Raw genomic sequence first — 15,737 nt, 5'->3', positions numbered from 1 at the left:
CCCCAGGGAGTTTTCATGCAAGAGCCATACCGTTGTGGCGTAGCAGCGCATCTATCTTCGGCTCACGTCCCCGGAATGCAATAAAGGATTCCAATGCCGGACGGCTTCCACCCACCGCGAGAATTTCATTTCGGAAGCGAATGCCCGTATCCCGGTTGATTACTCTTCCAGCGGGGCTTTCCTCAAAAAGGCTGTAAGCATCCGCAGACAATACTTCCGCCCATTTGTAGCTGTAATATCCGGCCGCGTAGCCTCCCCCGAAAATATGCGAAAAACTGTTGGGAAAACGATTGAACCTCGGTGGAATAATGACTGCAACCTGCTTTCGAATCTCATCCAGTAATTGTTGTGCCGTTTTCCCGCCATTCGGGTCGAAATCGGAATGCAGATGCATATCGAATAGTGCAAATTCGATCTGGCGGAGCATTTGCAGGCCGCTCTGAAAATTTTTCGCTGACAGCATTTTGTCGAACAACTCACGCGGGATAGGTTCGCCACCAGGCATCCGCTCCGCGCCGGCTGAACCATTAGAAGTGCGCGATACAGTTTCTACCCTGGAAGTCATGTTATGCAGTACTTCCCATTCCCAGCAAAAATTCTCCATGAACTGGCTGGGCAGTTCTACCGCATCCCATTCCACGCCGTGAATGCCCGATACCCCCAGGTCTTCCACCTGCGTAAGCAGATGGTGGAGGCCATGTCCAAACTCGTGGAACAGGGTTATCACATCATCGTGGGTAAACAGCGCCGGACGAGATTCGCCATTAATACGAACGGGTGCGGAGAAATTACAGTTGAGGTACGCTACCGGCGTCTGGATGCGATACTCGCCAGTTCTTTCGGCGCCAATACGGCGGCGGCTGACGGCGTCGTCCATCCAGCCGCCGCCCCGCTTGCCAGGCCGAGCATAGAGGTCCAGATAAAATCGACCGATCAGGTTTCCCGCGGTATCGGTTATATTGAAAAGCTTTACGTCGGGATGCCATAGCTGGGCATCGGCTGCATCCACCGGGGTAATAACGATGCCATAAAGATTCTCCACCAGCTTGAACATCCCAGGCAGCACGCTCGTTTCAGGAAAATATTGCTTCACTTCCTGTTCGGAGAAAGCATAACGTTCAAGGCGCAGTTTTTCGCTCGCATAAGCAATGTCCCATGCCTCGAGCGCTTCCAGTTGCAATTTATCGGCGGCCAATTGGCGTAATTCCTGCAGATCCCGCTCAGCGTAAGGTCGGGCTTTATCAGCCAGTTCAACGAGAAAATCCAGCACTTGTTGCGGGGTCGAGGCCATTTTTGCCGCAAGCGAGATCTCGGCATAGCACTCAAATCCAAGCAATTGCGCTTCCTCCTGGCGCAGTTGAAGCATTCGGGCGATGAGCGGGGTATTATCCAGGTCGGCTGTACTGCCAGCCGTCGGAGCAGGAGATTCAATCTCGCCAGCCCCAATTTCACTGGCGCGGGTGGAATAGGCGCGGTACATTTTTTCGCGCAGTTTGCGGTTGTCCGCGTATTGCATGACGGGAAGATAGGAAGGGGCATGCAGGGTAAATTTCCAGCCAGGAACATTATCCTTCTCCGCAGCCTCTCGTGCCGCTTGCAGTACATCATCGGGAATGCCGGAAAGCTCATCGGCATTCTCCACTTGCAATGCAAAATTATTGGTGGCATCCAGGAGATTATCATTGAATCTGGAACCGAGCGCCGACAGCTCTTCCTGAATATGGAGGAACCGCTCTTTTTTTTCCGCCGAGAGTTCAGCTCCACCCAGCCGGAAATCACGTAAGTCATCCTCGATTATCTTTTTTCGCGCAGGACTCAGATTCCCGAATTCGTTACTGTTGCGGAGTTGTTTGAATTTCCCGAACAGCGCCGGATCCTGAGCCAACTCGGCATAATACTGCGTGATAAGCGGCAGGTTCGCGTTATAAACCTCGCGTAATTCAGGCGTGTTTTTCACCGCGTTCAAGTGCGAGACCTGCCCCCATGCGCGGGACAGACGCTCGTTTGCATCTGTCATCGGCTGTACGAAATTATCCCAGGCCGGCGTAGATGTATCGTTACGTATCGAATCAAGCATCGCGTGGTTTTCGTCCAGCAACTGTTTTACTGCCGGGGTGATGTGTTCGGTTCGAATATCTGCGAAGCGAGGCAGCCCGGAAAAATCAAGCAGAGGATTCATGATATTGATCCAGTAATCGTTCAGATGCGCAGTTCAGTGCGCGGTTCAGATGCGAGATGCCATGCCATACGTGCCGTGAACTGTGGCCTAGCCCTCATGCACGATGTTGCCGGCTACTAAGGTATATTTTACCCTGCCTTTCAGTTCCATACCCAGAAAGGGCGTATTCTTGCCCTGGCTTTTGAGGACTCCTGCTTCCACTATCCAGTATTGATCGGGATCGAAAATACAAAGATCAGCGGGCGCGCCGGATGAAAGATGTCCGGCATCCACACCGAGTATACGAGCGGGTTCCGAGGTAATCTTGCCTAGCGCCGCAATCAGCGGAACCTTCATCTCCCCCGCCCATTTCAATGTAAGCGGGAGCAGCAGTTCCAGACCGGTGGCGCCAGCCTCGGCCTCAGCGAAGGGTAACAACTTGGCGTCTTCATCTACCGGTGCATGATCGGAGCATATCGCATCTATTGTACCGTGCAGAAGACCGCTCCGTAACGCATCACGGTCTCCCAACCCTCGCAATGGAGGAACAAGATGACAATTGGAATCGAAGAAGCCGATGTCCATCTCGGAGAGATGCGTATGATTCACCGCCACATCGCAGGTAATGGGCAATCCTTGCCGCCGGGCTGCCCCGACCATGGCAACACCTTCCGCGCTGGATATCCGGCACAGATGCACCTTGGCCCCTGTTTCCCTCGCCATCAGAATAATATTCGATAGCGCCACGGTTTCCGAGCATACGGGAATCGCAGGCAGGCCCAATCGCGTCGCTACTTCTCCGTCATGCGCCACGCCGCCGTCAGCAAGGTTTACATCCTGCGGACGCAACCACACCGAGAAGCCGAAGGTAGAGGCATACTGCATCGCTTGCATCATTACCCGGGTGTTGGGAAGCGGCATGTCGGAATGTCCAAAAGCGACGCACCCGGCGTCGCGCAATTCGGCCATTTCCGTCAGCCATTCGCCTTTCAAGCCGCGGGTAAGCGCACCGATGGGGTAGACATGGGCCTGATTGAGATTTCTGGCGCGATGCTTCAGCATTTCCACCAGTCCCGGTTCGTCCAATACGGGGTCGGTGTCCGGGGAGCATGCCAGGCTTGTCACCCCCCCGGCCACCGCCGCCGCCATTTCGGATTCAAGCGTGGCCTTATATTCAAGGCCCGGCTCACGCAACCGCGCCGATAGATCCACCAGGCCGGGACAAACTACCAGATCCTTTGCGTTTATTTCGCGGTCGGCCTGAAAACCGTGAGGAGGAGCGCCGAGCGCGACAATCTTCCCCTCTGCAATGAACACATCCATGATCCTGTCAATACGATTTTCAGGGTCTATGACACGCCCATTTCCGATGATTATCTTCATGGTGGTCAACTACCCGCCAAGATCGACATAACCGCCATCCGGACCGCAATGCCAAAGGTCACCTGAGGCAGGATGACCGATTGTTTGCCGTCGGCCACCGCTGAATCGATTTCGACGCCCCGATTCATCGGGCCAGGATGCAACACAATAGCGTCGCGCTTCGCCAGCGCCAGTTTCTCCTGAGTCAGTCCGTAATACTTGAAGTATTCTTCCGTGCTGGGCAGGCGCGCACTCAGCATGCGCTCGTTTTGCAAACGCAGCATCATTAGCACATCCACGTCTTTCAACCCTTGCGTCATGTCATGGTAAACATGTACGCCGAGCCGTTCGACCTTGGTCGGCAGCAAGGTTTTGGGCGCGATGACTCGCACTTCCGGTACGCCGAGAGTGGTGAGGGCATGAATTTGCGAGCGCGCCACGCGTGAATGCAGAATGTCCCCGACGATAGCTACCCTCAAATTACGGAAGTCACTTTTGTAGCGGCGGATGGTAAACACATCGAGCAAGGCCTGCGTGGGATGCGCATGGCGGCCGTCTCCCGCATTGATAATATGGATCTCGGGCCGCATATGGCGCGCAATCAGGTGGGCCGCGCCGCTTTGCGAATGCCGGACCACGAACATGTCGGCATGCATGGCAGAGAGATTATCCACCGTATCGAGCAGCGTCTCACCTTTGGATTGAGATGACGCGGCAATGTTGAGATTGACGACATCGGCCGAGAGCCGTTTTGCCGCGATTTCAAATGTTGTCCGGGTGCGGGTGCTGGGTTCGAAGAATAAATTGAATATGGATTTGCCGCGTAGCAAAGGCACCTTTTTAACATCGCGCTCGGTAACCCCGACAAAAGACTCGGCGGTATCGAGTATATGAAGCAAAATGGGGGCGGGCAGTCCCTCGGTCGTGAGGAGGTGTTGCAATTGGCCATTCTTGTTCAGCTGCGGATTGTTACTCATTGTTCCGGCGTTTGTCATACAGGCTCAGACTTAATTTTCCCTCGACGCTTTTTTCCAGCGCCAGCATTTTATCTGAAGGCACGTCGAGCACCGCACCGACATATTGCGCTACCATCGGAAGCTCCCTGCCGCCGCGGTCTATCAACGCGGCGAGGCGAACGCTTGCAGGCCGGCCATAGTCGAATAGCTCATTGATTGCAGCACGGATGGTACGCCCGGTGTAGAGTACGTCGTCCACTAAAACTATGTGGCTGCCCTCTACCTTGAATGGGACATCCGAAGGCCTGATCTGGGGATGAAGGCCAATCTGACCAAAATCGTCGCGGTAGAACGAAACATCCAAAGTGCCTAATGGGAGCGAAAGCTGCAAATTCTGGTGCAGCCGTTCCGCCAGCCATACGCCTCCGGTGTGGATGCCTACAAGTGCGGTGTTCGGTCCGATGTCGTGCCGTACCCTTTCGGTCAAGTTGGTCAGTAAATGTTCTGCGTCAGGTAGTTGCATCTCGTCCGTCAAAATAGGTTTGTAATATCAGTTGCGCCGCCATTTGATCCAGTACAGGTTTCTGTTTCTTTCCTTTAATACCTCCTTCCCGCAGCGCTGCACTCGCGTCAACTGAAGTGTATCGTTCATCTACCAGCACAGTCTTGATGCCGAAACGGCCTTCCAGGCGCCGGGAAAAACGCCGGCTACGCCGTGTCAGTTCGTGTTCCGTGCCATCGGCATGAGTGGGCAGGCCCACTACCAGTAAAATCGGCCGCCACTCTCCAATTAATTGCGCGATGGTTCCGAAGCACTCCTCCGCATTTGCATTGCTCACGGTTGCAAGAGGATGCGCCAAGCCTAGTTCCAGCTGCCCAACCGCCACGCCGATGCGCCTCCCGCCAAAATCGAACCCCAGAACCGTCCCAGGACGATGCCCGCTGTTAACAGGCGTTTGTTGAGCGGTTGAATCATGCCGATCTTGCATGACTGAGATATCTGATTGTTACCGAATCAACGCTGTTTCAAGAATGACCCACTTCATCGGACAAGCTGGAGAAATCGACGCCGAGCGAACGCATCGCCGCCGTCAATCGCTCCTCGACCGGCAATTCAAAGATGATGCTGGGCGATGCGGGTACAGTGAGCCACGCATTCTGGGACAGCTCATGCTCTATCTGACCGGGCGCCCATCCCGAATAACCTAATGCGACCAGTACTTCCTTTGGGCTCTCTCCGCTTGCCATCGCCCGCAGGATGTCAAGTGAAGTCGTAAGCCCGACCTTATCGTTTACGACCATGGTCGATTGCCAGTCCCCAACAGGCTGATGGAGTACGAAGCCGCGATCCAGTTGTATCGGCCCGCCAAACATGACCGGCAATCCCCCTATAGCCTGATCTTCAGAGGAAATATCGAGTTGATCCAGCAGGTCCTTCAAAGTAAGGTCAATGGGTCGATTCACCACCACACCTAATGCACCCTGGTCGCTATGCTCACAGATATACGTTAGCGTCTTGGCAAAGAAAGGATCCGTCATGGCTGGCATGGCGATCAGAAAATGGTGGGTCAAATCGACGTTTTGCATGGATACTTTGATTGCATACCGCTACGAGGTGTCTCGGGAATCTGAATTTGCAAACATCCGGTCCGTGGAGTTCCCGCTTTTCAGTTTCATGGCAATATCCTCGCTATTCATATTAAGTATTCCGGGCAGGTAACATGGATTTTGCATGCGCGAGATGCGTCGCTACGGCTATTTCCCGAGATAGCTTCGCTATCATTGTAAAACGAATCCGTTTACATTAGTGGGTTTTGAAATATAGAAGTCGCACAGATCGCACAGATCAAAGGAACAACGTCAAGGGAACGCCGTCTTCATCAGTGATATCAGCTGCTCCCGACGGCGACATTTGCCGTTGGTTGGCAATCGGGGGTTACGCGCAGAGTTTCGGCTTAGCGGAGGGCATGAATGATTGGCACCGGGATGAATGGTTAACAGTCTCAATTCTTACGCATGTCATTGAGCTGGAGTGCCGCGATTGGCGCTGGTATAGTCGCCGGAGTCGTTGCCACTGGAGCGCAGATCGTCCTGTGGTGGTCCTTCACTGATGCTCTGCCGGAGATTTTATTCAGAGACGCTCGTTTGGCGGCGGCGATCCTGATGGGTCCTGAGGTTCTACCGCCACCGGCAACGTTCGACTGGCAGGTGATGGCGGCAGCGACGTTCATCCACTTTGCGATTTCAATTGCATACGGCCTGATTCTGGCCTGGTTGATCTCACGTTTCGGTATGAGTACGGCGTTTTCGTTGCTCGCGGGTTCTATCTACGGGTTGACGTTATACGTAATGAATATGTACGGAGCAACGTTCGTTTTCCCCTGGTTCTCGGCGGCTCGTGACTGGATCACCGTAGTGACGCACGTCGTGTTTGGAATTTCCCTTGCCTGGACGTACAAAGCGTTGTCTAAAACTCAGTAGTTCGCATAACTTAAAAGCTTGGAGACAAGCGCGTGAAAGGTTTTTTTTGGATCCGGCTCTGTGCCCGGATTCATCTCTGCCGCGGTACACTTGTCGTCGGTTACCTCGGCACGGCAAAAGTGGCAGTAGTTATCCCAGTCCCTGTTGTAGGCCGGCAAGTCCTCCTGTGGAACATTTTGTTTAAAGTCTTCGATGATTTCCTGCATCACGGGCAATCGCGCGCAAAGATACGTATCTATACTTTTAGGCCAGTTAGTAGCCTCGGGATACAGGCCCGAGAGCGTCGAGAGAATAGCCGAGCGAAATTCATCGGCGGCCTCAGCCCGGCGTTTGCGGTGAAACAGCTCATAAATTCCCGTGAAAACAATTCCCATACCGAGCAAAACCAAGGGCCACATGGGTACTTGATTGAAGTATCCTGCTATTTGATCGGTAAATTCATTCATATAATTCTTCCCGTTGTCTTGTTTTGCTACAGAACATGCCAGTCCGCAAGTTACGTTTTTCGGTTTTTTCTTCCTTTTCCATCCAGATGCGAGTTCGCGTCGGGTAAACCGGCGTTCAGAAGTAACGGATAAATGTAGCGGGCTGAGCGAAAGGATGCTTCAACCCGCAAGGTAAGGATATGGCCATTTAATGATTATAAGCTTTGAGGGGTGGGGGTCAATGCTCAATGGATTTCAGCCAGCGCCTCTCTACCCCTGCCTCTCTGCTCCTTTTGCCGGTCGGAAGGTACGTGGTGTTATGCGCGGTTGTATGATGCCTTATATTTCTCATGTTCTTGCGTGGCCCGATATAAGTTTGAAAGAATGTCGCTGCATGCCCAGCGAGGTTAACGACTGTATCTTGCATCTCTACTTGCAGGACTGCGGTCTGTGTTGAGGTAACACACTTCCTGCGACAAGACCGGGAACACCGCTGACGGGGTCGGTATTGTCGTTGCAGACCCATTCAACACCGTTTTTTGTGGCTAGTACCAGCGTTCTGCCGGTACCCTCGTTTAAAAGTTCCGGGCTGACACCATTGCTCCTGAACGCCGCGGTGACCTGAAAACCGCCGTCAGGCAGAATTCTCGGGGTGAGGCTCGCAACATACTTTCCTGTCTGTGTCGTTACAAAGCTGTCGAACTCTGTCTTTGTTGGCCATCTTCCCTTATCCGAATAAAATCCGGCGATGGGCGCTTTGACGCTATCCAGAAGATTGACTGCTTCAGTGACTTGTTCCCGCGCTTGCGAATCCTCGTAAAGCTGATATGCAGGCGGGATAGCGATCGTGACCAGAATGCCGATAATGGCAAATATCATCATCATTTCGATCAAGGTCAAGCCCCATTGATCCCGCACCATCCCGATAAAGGTTTTTTGGTTAAAGCTCATGCTATCCATTATTCTCCGTTAAATTATTATTTGAGAAGCAGCACTGGTACTGTCGACAGGTGCATGATCTTGCTGGCAACCGAACCCAGCAAGATGCCCCTGACTGCCCCGAGCCCGCGCGGCCCGATGATTATTTGATCAAAACTCATTTCTTCCGCATACCGTACGATCATATCCGCTGGAGTGCCGGCGACGATGTGAAACCGGTAGGCAATGCCTGCGTGATCCAGCAATTCGCCCGCCGCGCGAAGTTCCTTCCTGCCTTCTTCCTGGTAATACAGGTCGATACTTTCTTTGTCGATAAACATCGGCACGTTTCCACGCAGCGGAAATTGCACGTTCAGCAGGTGAATTTCCGGTGTTTCCTTGTACCAATTGATGAGGTTGATGAATGCGGCAACCGCTCTATTGGAGGTATCCGAACCATCCACCGGCAACAGAAATTTCAGCATCATGTTCTCCAGCATGTGACGATTATTTATGAGGTAACTATAACGGTTTGTTTATATCATCTGCCAGGTCAACAATACCGGCCCTTTTTGCCTGCGCCTTTTGTGCAAGCCACTTGCCAGTGATCACAACCACCACCGCGCCACACGCGGGGGCGAACCAATGCAGATAAACTGCGTTGGCATTCACCCATTCTTTGTTGACTGCGTCGGTAACGCTCATATCACCCGCGATCCAGCCGAGCAAGCCTGCACCTATGAAGATGGTGACGGGAAAACGATCCATGAGTCTCATTACGAGCTTGCTTCCCAGCACGATGACAGGCACGCTTACCACCAGACCGAAAATAACGAGGCCAAGACTGTCCTTGGCGGCCCCGGCAATGGCAATGACATTATCGAGGCTCATCACGGCGTCGGCAATAATAATAGTCTTGATTGCGCCAAGCAATGTTGTGCTTGCGTCAACATCGTGCCCGTTACTTTCCGGCTCGGGCTGAAGCAGTCTTGTGCCGATCCACAGCAGTAACAGTGCAGCCAGAATTTTCAGGAATGGAATCGCCAGCAGATTGAGGGCAAAGAAAATCAGCACCACCCTCAGGCCAATCGCGCCCAGTACTCCCCAGAAAATCCCGAGATTTCGTTGTTTCTCAGGCAGCCGCCGGCATGCAAGGGCAATAACAACCGCATTATCACCTCCCAGAACGATATCGATAGCGATGATCTGGAGTACCGCGACCCAGAATTGCGGACTGGCGATGTCCATAAATAATCTCTGAAAGTGAGGTGGCTACGTGAAACGCAGTTAAGGAGGTTTAGCCTTGTGTGCCTGGCGCTGGATCGCTCTCGGGATTATACCAGCGTCCACCTCACTCTCTTGCCTTAGCAGCCTGTCGGACTTAAAGGAAATCAGCTGCAAAAGCGTCTGGCTGGTCCATATTTCGCCGCTTTTTTGGCCAATAGAATAACTATTGGCCTTCAAAATCCTCAAAATCTGTCCTCACCCAGTCACTTTTTCGCTTCGATTCTTCAAGTCCGACAGGCTGCTTAGCGCAAATGAACTGCAGAATCTCGGATCTGCGCGGCATTGTATCTTGATACCCCAGTTCGATTAATGCGCGACAGAAGGGTTCTTCAAACAGAACATAGCTCAAAAGCGCCGAGCCGTCCCGCCTCATCGCTCCGATGGCGCGATAAAAGAGCCTGATGGTGCGCGGTAGCGTGTGCGCATGCTGCGCAGCGATTTTGTTGATTTCGACGCTGGGAGAAATTACCATCGATTCGATCTGGCGTAGCGTCATGTCATTATTTTTTTTCCTCTCGTCCGGGATCATCTGGATGGTCTTGTTGATGCGTTGCAAACGTTCCAGATCGACGTCAAGACTATCGAGAAAAATACTGCCCATAACATGGCCTCCTATCTGAGCCAGTGTAGGATAACTGTCGACCTTCACGCGGTCGGGCTGCGTTTCGGCGGTCCTGCGTACTCCAATCACCAGCACCCGGTCGGCGCCCAAATGCAGTGCGGGGCTGATAGGTGCAAGCTGGCGCATGGAACCGTCACCAAAATATTCGCGATTGATTCTTACCGCGGGAAAAAGAAGAGGGATAGCGGAGGACGCGAGCAGGTGCTCGATCCCGATCGGCGCCGCGATGCCGATACGACGCTCCCGTTTCCATGGCGCGATATCGTCCACACCCTGATAGAACGTAACCGACTGCCCGGAGGTATAGCCCCAGGCGGTGATGCCAAGGGCATGCAAAGCGCCTGCCTCGATACTTCTCTGGACGCCATGAAGCGGCAAACTATCTTCCAGTAGTTGAGCAAGCGGCGAATTGTCCAGGAGGGAAACGACAGTATGCTTTCCCAGGCCCCCCAATAATAGCGACGCCAACCACCGCGCCGCATTTCCATACGCGCCAACAGGATCGGAGCGATAGGCCTGGTTGACGTGCGCATTTTCCCATACTGCCGACAGCTTCCGAACACCTTCCTGAAAATTACGCGCCGAAAGTGCGAGGCTGACGGCATTAAGTGCTCCGGCAGAGGTGCCGCAAATGACCGGAAAGGGATTACGCGCCCTTTTTGGGAGCATGTCGGCGATAGCCTGCAACACGCCCACCTGATAGGCTGCGCGTGCACCGCCGCCGGTCAATATGAGGCCAACCTTGGGCGCCAGCAGCGGCTGTTTAAACTCATTCAACAGGGTCAACTCCGCTCCCGTCTAACCCTGAAAGGTAAAGGTCAAGTGGGGCAAAAGGTCATTGTGGGGCATGGCCCCTGGTTGACACATGAGCTGCAAGAGGATCCGAAAATGAGCCGTCTGCGGATCAGCTTCAAGCATTCGATAGCACCAGGACGCTCCTGCAATTCCCCGGCAACCCTTCGTTGCGGATTTGTGCCGACGCTGACCCGTCCGTAATGAGAGCGGAAATCCAGAAACGATAGTCTGATTCTATTTATTTGCTTCCTGTCATATTTTCCGGCCTTACCCATACTTCGAATTGCTCGGCGGTAACGTAACCAGACGCAACGGCTGCGTCTTTCAGTGTTGCACCTTCGCGGTGCGCTTTCTTGGCAATTTCCGCTGCCTTGTCATAGCCGATATAGGGAGCGAGGGCGGTCACCAGCATCAACGAATTACGCATCAGCTCATCAATGTGTTCGATATTCGCCGTTATCCCGATGGCACAATTATCGTTGAAGCTCATTATTCCATCCGAAAGCAGGCGAACGCTTTGCAGAAAATTGTGGATGATAAGCGGCTTCATGACGTTGAGCTCAAAATTGCCCATCGACCCGCCAAAGTTGATAGCCACGTCATTACCCATCACCTGGCAGCACAGCATGACCATTGCCTCCGATTGGGTCGGATTGACTTTTCCGGGCATAATGGAACTACCCGGTTCATTTTCCGGGATTTTCAATTCACCGATTCCACAGCGAGGCCCGGAGGCCAGCCAGCGGATATCATTTGTAATTTTCATCAAAGAAACCGCCAGCGTTTTAAGCGCGCCATGGGCGTGAACCAGCGCGTCATTCGCAGCCAGCGCTTCAAATTTATTTGCTGCCGTGACAAACGGCAGACCTGTCGACCTCGACAATTCCGCTGCTGCGCGTGCGCCAAATTCAGGATGGGTATTCAGACCTGTACCAACGGCTGTGCCGCCCAGTGCCAGTTCATACAGATGCGGGAGCGATGCCTTTATATGCCCCAGGCCATGGTCCAGTTGGGAAACATAACCGGAGAATTCCTGCCCCAACGTCAGCGGTGTTGCATCCTGCAAATGGGTACGGCCGATTTTGACGATACTGGAAAATTCTTCTGTTTTAGCGGACAGCGTTCTGCGCAGCGTAACAATGGCAGGTATTAATTGATGATGAATGGATCGTACCGCTGCTACGTGCATCGCTGAAGGAAAAACGTCGTTGGACGATTGCCCTCGATTCACGTCGTCGTTGGGATGAATTTTGCATTCCGCTCCCCGCCTGCCGCCGAGCAATTCGGAAGCACGGTTCGCCAGCACCTCGTTCATGTTCATATTGGTCTGGGTTCCCGAACCCGTCTGCCACACCACCAAGGGAAATTCCCCATCATGAGAGCCGGAGATTACCTCATCGGCAGCCTGAATGATGGCAGTGGCGATATCGGCATGGAGCAGATCCAGATCGCAATTCACCCTCGCCGACGCACGCTTCACCAGTGCAAGCGCGTGGAGCAATGCGGCTGGCATCCGCTCCCCGGAAATTCTGAAATTCCGCAAGGAACGTTGTGTCTGCGCTCCCCATAGCGCGGTAGCAGGTACCTGCACCATACCCATGGTATCCCGTTCTTCGCGGTAATTCATACAGACTTTCGGCTAGAAAGACGGATGAGGCAACACTGGGGAGAAGCATCAATGCGGAGGCGGAGTTTTACCAATCGAGCAGTACCCTGGAACGGAAGACAATTCTATAAAACTGATTGACGTCTTGGTGGCTTGTCTACGCCTCCCCAAGACTGGCCTTCGCCATCGCAGGCAATTCGCGTTTGCTGCAGAACTTGGCTAGCTGTCCAGAGGATTATTACGGGTCTTCGGTAGCCCACGCAAATGATCGGTATACCGCGACTCAAGCCTGCGAGAGAAAAAGCGCGATGATCAGTTCTCGAGCCGGAACGAGTCTTCACCCGGCTGGCCGGTTTCGGGATCAATCCAGCCGGATACACCGATTTCTTCCTCCGCCTGTTCCAGGGTTTCCCCTGGTTCATAGTCTGATTCAGCGTTGTATTCCATATCCTGGATGGCTTCGAGCAAGGTGGGAAAGGGGCCGAAAACCTTGTCGCTCTCCTTTTCATCATGCCAATAAAAACCATCGGGACGTTCGACAATACGCGTGGTGTCGTAATCGGGTGACGTTGGTGGAATCGTATGAGCCATGACTACCTCCACTAGGATTCACAGGTTGAATTAACGTTAATGTTAATCTCGTCCGTAAAATTTTACCAGCGTAAATAATTCATGTACAGGTAGGTTGGTTGGCTATTGGCGAATTGGCGATACAGCCGTACGGTAATAAGCGAAGGACCGGAACAACCGCTCTGCGCAGATGGATAAACAATCCCTGTTTATGGGTTTTGCGCGGGTAACCGGAATATTAATGGGAAAAAAACATCTCTGGGTTTCCTGACAGAAACCGGTGTTTATATATGAAACCTGCGGATCAGCTTTTTAGCTTCTCAGGTAATAGGCTGTTCCGCAATATCAACCACCAAGCTCAAGAGCCCGATCCTGAAAGCGGAAACGGCCAACTGGCAGCCGGGCTGCTGGCTGAAGCGGGTTTAGCTGCGGTTTTTTTTTCTGCTGTTTTCTTCGTCTTTTTCTCAGCTGTAGTTTTAGCCGCAGCCTTTTTTACTCCAGATTTTGCGGCGCCCGCTTTTTTAGCCGGAGCAGTTTTCTTGGCCGCCGTTTCTTTCTTTGCTGCTGATTTTTTATCCGAAGCGGCAGATTTCTTTGTGGCCTTTTTCTCAGCTTTTTTCTCTACCTTCTTATCAGCCTTCTTCCCCGCTTTCTTCTCTGCTTTCTTCTCCGCCTTCTTATCACCTTTTTTCTCGGCTGGCTCCTTTACTATCGTGTTTTTGGCTGGAGCTTCTTCCTTGGCCGAAGTTTTTTTCGAAGCCTTTGCCGAAGTTGTTGCCGAAGCGGGTGTCGAAGTTTTTGCTTTGGTTACGGGTTTTTTGGCTGAAACCACGGTTTTGCTCCCAGCCTTTTTCTCCGTTTCTTTTTCAACAGGGTCCTGGCCAGCCGCCGCTTCTTTCGTTGAAACTTCTTTTCTGGCTGCGGGCTTTTTTACAGCTGCGGATTTCTTCACGTCAGGTTTCGCTGCCGCGGATTTCTTGGTAGTTGCCATTTCAACCTCCAGATTAAAGTTACACGGGATATACAACTTGCTACGTTTACTACACTTACCGCTACATAAAAAACAATATGGGGGCAGTAGATAAATAGCGAGCTGTTAGCCCCTAATCAGGCGGTAGCTCGTTTAATGCAGCACGCTCTCCAGGCTGCTGCATTATATTCATTGAGGGGCATGACAATCCCGTATCCGGAATTCATGACAGTACCCTCCTGTTATCCATGAGGCTCGTTATTATCAATCAACAGAACCTGACCATGTGCTATTTTGGCACGTTCCGCTGAAAAACAATATACGGCAAAACAATCGGACATGTTTTTTTCAGAGGGGCTTGCGTCGCTTTCTGCACTATCGGCCGGGTTGAAGTTCAGCCCGCCGATTTGTTAATCCCAGCTTAGCACACCGCCAGTTTGATACTCGGTAACCCGGGTTTCAAAAAAGTTTTTTTCTTTTTTCAGATCAACCATTTCAGACATCCATGGAAAAGGGTTGGTGGCTCCAGGATAGAGGATGTCCAGGCCTATCTGCTGGCAGCGGCGATTTGCGATATAACGCAGGTATTCCTTGAACATCGGCGCATTCAATCCAAGAACGCCGCGCGGCAACGTATCCTCCGCATAGCGATATTCCAGTTCCACGGCTTTCTGCATCAGCGCACTGATTTCGTCGCGGAACGCCTTGGTCCATAAATGCGGATTTTCCATCTTGATCTGATTGACGACATCTATGCCGAAGTTGCAGTGCATGGACTCGTCCCGCAGAATGTACTGATACTGCTCCGCTGCGCCCATCATTTTATTCTGCCTTCCGAGCGCCAGGATTTGTATAAAGCCCACATAAAAGAACATGCCTTCCATGATGCACGCGAACACGATCAGGCTTCTCAGCAGCTTCTGATCGGCTTCAGGCGTACCTGTCTTGAATGCAGGATCGGTAAGTGTATCAATGAACGGAATCAGGAACTCGTCCTTTTCCCGGATTGACGCCACTTCATGATAGGCGTTGAAAATCTCTCCTTCGTCCAGTCCAAGCGACTCGACGATATACTGATAAGCATGCGTATGAATCGCCTCTTCGAATGCCTGACGCAACAAATACTGCCGGCATTCCGGATTGGTGATATGGCGGTAGGTGCCGAGCACGATATTATTGGCCGCCAGCGAGTCAGCGGTGACAAAAAAGCCCAGATTACGTTTGACCAGGCGGCGCTCATCCTCTGTAAGCCCATTGGGGTCTCTCCACAAAGCGATGTCGCGGCTCATGTTGATTTCCTGTGGCATCCAATGGTTTGCACAGGCAGAGAGATATTTTTCCCATGCCCACTTGTACTTGAATGGCACCAGCTGGTTGACATCAGCTTTGCAATTTATGATGCGCTTGTCTTCCACCGATATGCGCCGGTTCCTATCGGCGGTATCATGCTCGTCGCTGTTCTCCGCTTCAGCTCTAGTCATGGTCGCCGGACCAAGGACTTCCGGGCTCAGCCTTGACGCCGCCCCATTCATCCGTGGTGTTTCCGATTGCACTGTTTCGTCCTCAAATGTCAACATGTCCTTCTCC

16 protein-coding genes are annotated in these 15,737 nt (G+C 52.6%); 1 reads left to right on the top strand and 15 read right to left on the bottom strand.

The window, feature by feature from the left end; all coding sequences use genetic code 11:
• Nucleotides 1-13 precede the first annotated feature (13 nt).
• The 6 genes from CRO05_RS00805 to CRO05_RS00780 form a co-directional block, all read right to left on the bottom strand.
• On the bottom strand, nucleotides 14-2,179 hold the full coding sequence (locus CRO05_RS00805) for a M3 family metallopeptidase (RefSeq protein WP_097065409.1): 2,166 nt from the start codon (nucleotides 2,177-2,179) through the stop codon (nucleotides 14-16).
• An 87-nt stretch (nucleotides 2,180-2,266) separates the two neighbouring features.
• A complete protein-coding gene (locus tag CRO05_RS00800; RefSeq protein WP_097065408.1) occupies nucleotides 2,267-3,541 on the bottom strand; it encodes a dihydroorotase in 1,275 nt (424 codons plus the stop codon).
• A gap of 5 nt (nucleotides 3,542-3,546) precedes the next feature.
• Complete coding sequence (locus CRO05_RS00795; protein ID WP_097065407.1) at nucleotides 3,547-4,497, bottom strand: aspartate carbamoyltransferase catalytic subunit; 951 nt, start codon at nucleotides 4,495-4,497, stop codon at nucleotides 3,547-3,549.
• On the bottom strand, nucleotides 4,490-4,999 hold the full coding sequence (pyrR, locus tag CRO05_RS00790) for a bifunctional pyr operon transcriptional regulator/uracil phosphoribosyltransferase PyrR (RefSeq protein ID WP_097065406.1): 510 nt from the start codon (nucleotides 4,997-4,999) through the stop codon (nucleotides 4,490-4,492). Before pyrR ends, CRO05_RS00795 begins: the two co-directional genes overlap by 8 nt.
• Nucleotides 4,986-5,465, bottom strand: a complete 480-nt coding sequence (gene ruvX / locus CRO05_RS00785) for a Holliday junction resolvase RuvX (RefSeq protein WP_097065405.1) — start codon at nucleotides 5,463-5,465, stop codon at nucleotides 4,986-4,988. The genes pyrR and ruvX overlap by 14 nt, the downstream gene beginning before the upstream one ends.
• Before the next feature lie 37 nt (nucleotides 5,466-5,502).
• On the bottom strand, nucleotides 5,503-6,063 hold the full coding sequence (locus CRO05_RS00780; protein WP_097065404.1) for a YqgE/AlgH family protein: 561 nt from the start codon (nucleotides 6,061-6,063) through the stop codon (nucleotides 5,503-5,505).
• 429 nt (nucleotides 6,064-6,492) lie between these two features.
• Here CRO05_RS00780 and CRO05_RS00775 point away from each other — a divergent pair, with 429 nt between their 5' ends.
• Entirely contained in the window at nucleotides 6,493-6,957 is a 465-nt protein-coding gene (locus CRO05_RS00775; RefSeq protein ID WP_097065403.1) for a sodium:proline symporter, read from the top strand.
• On the opposite strand, the gene CRO05_RS00770 is transcribed toward CRO05_RS00775, so the two are convergent.
• The 9 genes from CRO05_RS00770 to CRO05_RS00730 all read right to left on the bottom strand — a co-directional run bounded on the left by CRO05_RS00770 (nucleotide 6,951) and on the right by CRO05_RS00730 (nucleotide 15,727).
• A complete protein-coding gene (locus tag CRO05_RS00770; protein WP_097065402.1) occupies nucleotides 6,951-7,403 on the bottom strand; it encodes a hypothetical protein in 453 nt (150 codons plus the stop codon). The genes CRO05_RS00775 and CRO05_RS00770 overlap by 7 nt on opposite strands.
• A gap of 408 nt (nucleotides 7,404-7,811) precedes the next feature.
• Complete coding sequence (locus tag CRO05_RS00765; protein WP_235001230.1) at nucleotides 7,812-8,333, bottom strand: pilin; 522 nt, start codon at nucleotides 8,331-8,333, stop codon at nucleotides 7,812-7,814.
• Between the two features lie 26 nt (nucleotides 8,334-8,359).
• Nucleotides 8,360-8,788, bottom strand: a complete 429-nt coding sequence (locus tag CRO05_RS00760) for a universal stress protein (protein ID WP_235001229.1) — start codon at nucleotides 8,786-8,788, stop codon at nucleotides 8,360-8,362.
• 34 nt (nucleotides 8,789-8,822) lie between these two features.
• Entirely contained in the window at nucleotides 8,823-9,548 is a 726-nt protein-coding gene (locus tag CRO05_RS00755; protein WP_097065400.1) for a TerC family protein, read from the bottom strand.
• A 202-nt stretch (nucleotides 9,549-9,750) separates the two neighbouring features.
• Nucleotides 9,751-10,986: a patatin-like phospholipase family protein gene (locus CRO05_RS00750; protein ID WP_097065399.1), complete on the bottom strand. Its 1,236-nt coding sequence runs from the start codon at nucleotides 10,984-10,986 to the stop codon at nucleotides 9,751-9,753.
• A 256-nt stretch (nucleotides 10,987-11,242) separates the two neighbouring features.
• The gene (gene fumC / locus CRO05_RS00745) at nucleotides 11,243-12,631 is read right to left on the bottom strand and encodes a class II fumarate hydratase (RefSeq protein WP_097065398.1); all 1,389 of its coding nucleotides are present in this window, start codon (nucleotides 12,629-12,631) and stop codon (nucleotides 11,243-11,245) included.
• A gap of 291 nt (nucleotides 12,632-12,922) precedes the next feature.
• On the bottom strand, nucleotides 12,923-13,201 hold the full coding sequence (locus CRO05_RS00740; RefSeq protein WP_097065397.1) for a hypothetical protein: 279 nt from the start codon (nucleotides 13,199-13,201) through the stop codon (nucleotides 12,923-12,925).
• 337 nt (nucleotides 13,202-13,538) lie between these two features.
• Nucleotides 13,539-14,171 carry a histone gene (locus CRO05_RS15400; RefSeq protein WP_159462680.1) on the bottom strand — a complete coding sequence of 211 codons (633 nt, stop codon included), beginning with the start codon at nucleotides 14,169-14,171 and terminating at the stop codon, nucleotides 13,539-13,541.
• 389 nt (nucleotides 14,172-14,560) lie between these two features.
• Nucleotides 14,561-15,727 (bottom strand): ribonucleotide-diphosphate reductase subunit beta, encoded by a 1,167-nt coding sequence (locus CRO05_RS00730; protein ID WP_097065396.1) that lies wholly within the window; start codon nucleotides 15,725-15,727, stop codon nucleotides 14,561-14,563.
• Nucleotides 15,728-15,737 lie beyond the last annotated feature (10 nt).

It is taken from the genome of Nitrosovibrio sp. Nv4 (assembly GCF_900215485.1).
Lineage (GTDB): Bacteria > Pseudomonadota > Gammaproteobacteria > Burkholderiales > Nitrosomonadaceae > Nitrosospira.
Note: the sequence above shows the minus strand (reverse complement) of the source record. Positions and strands in the feature narration are given on the sequence as shown.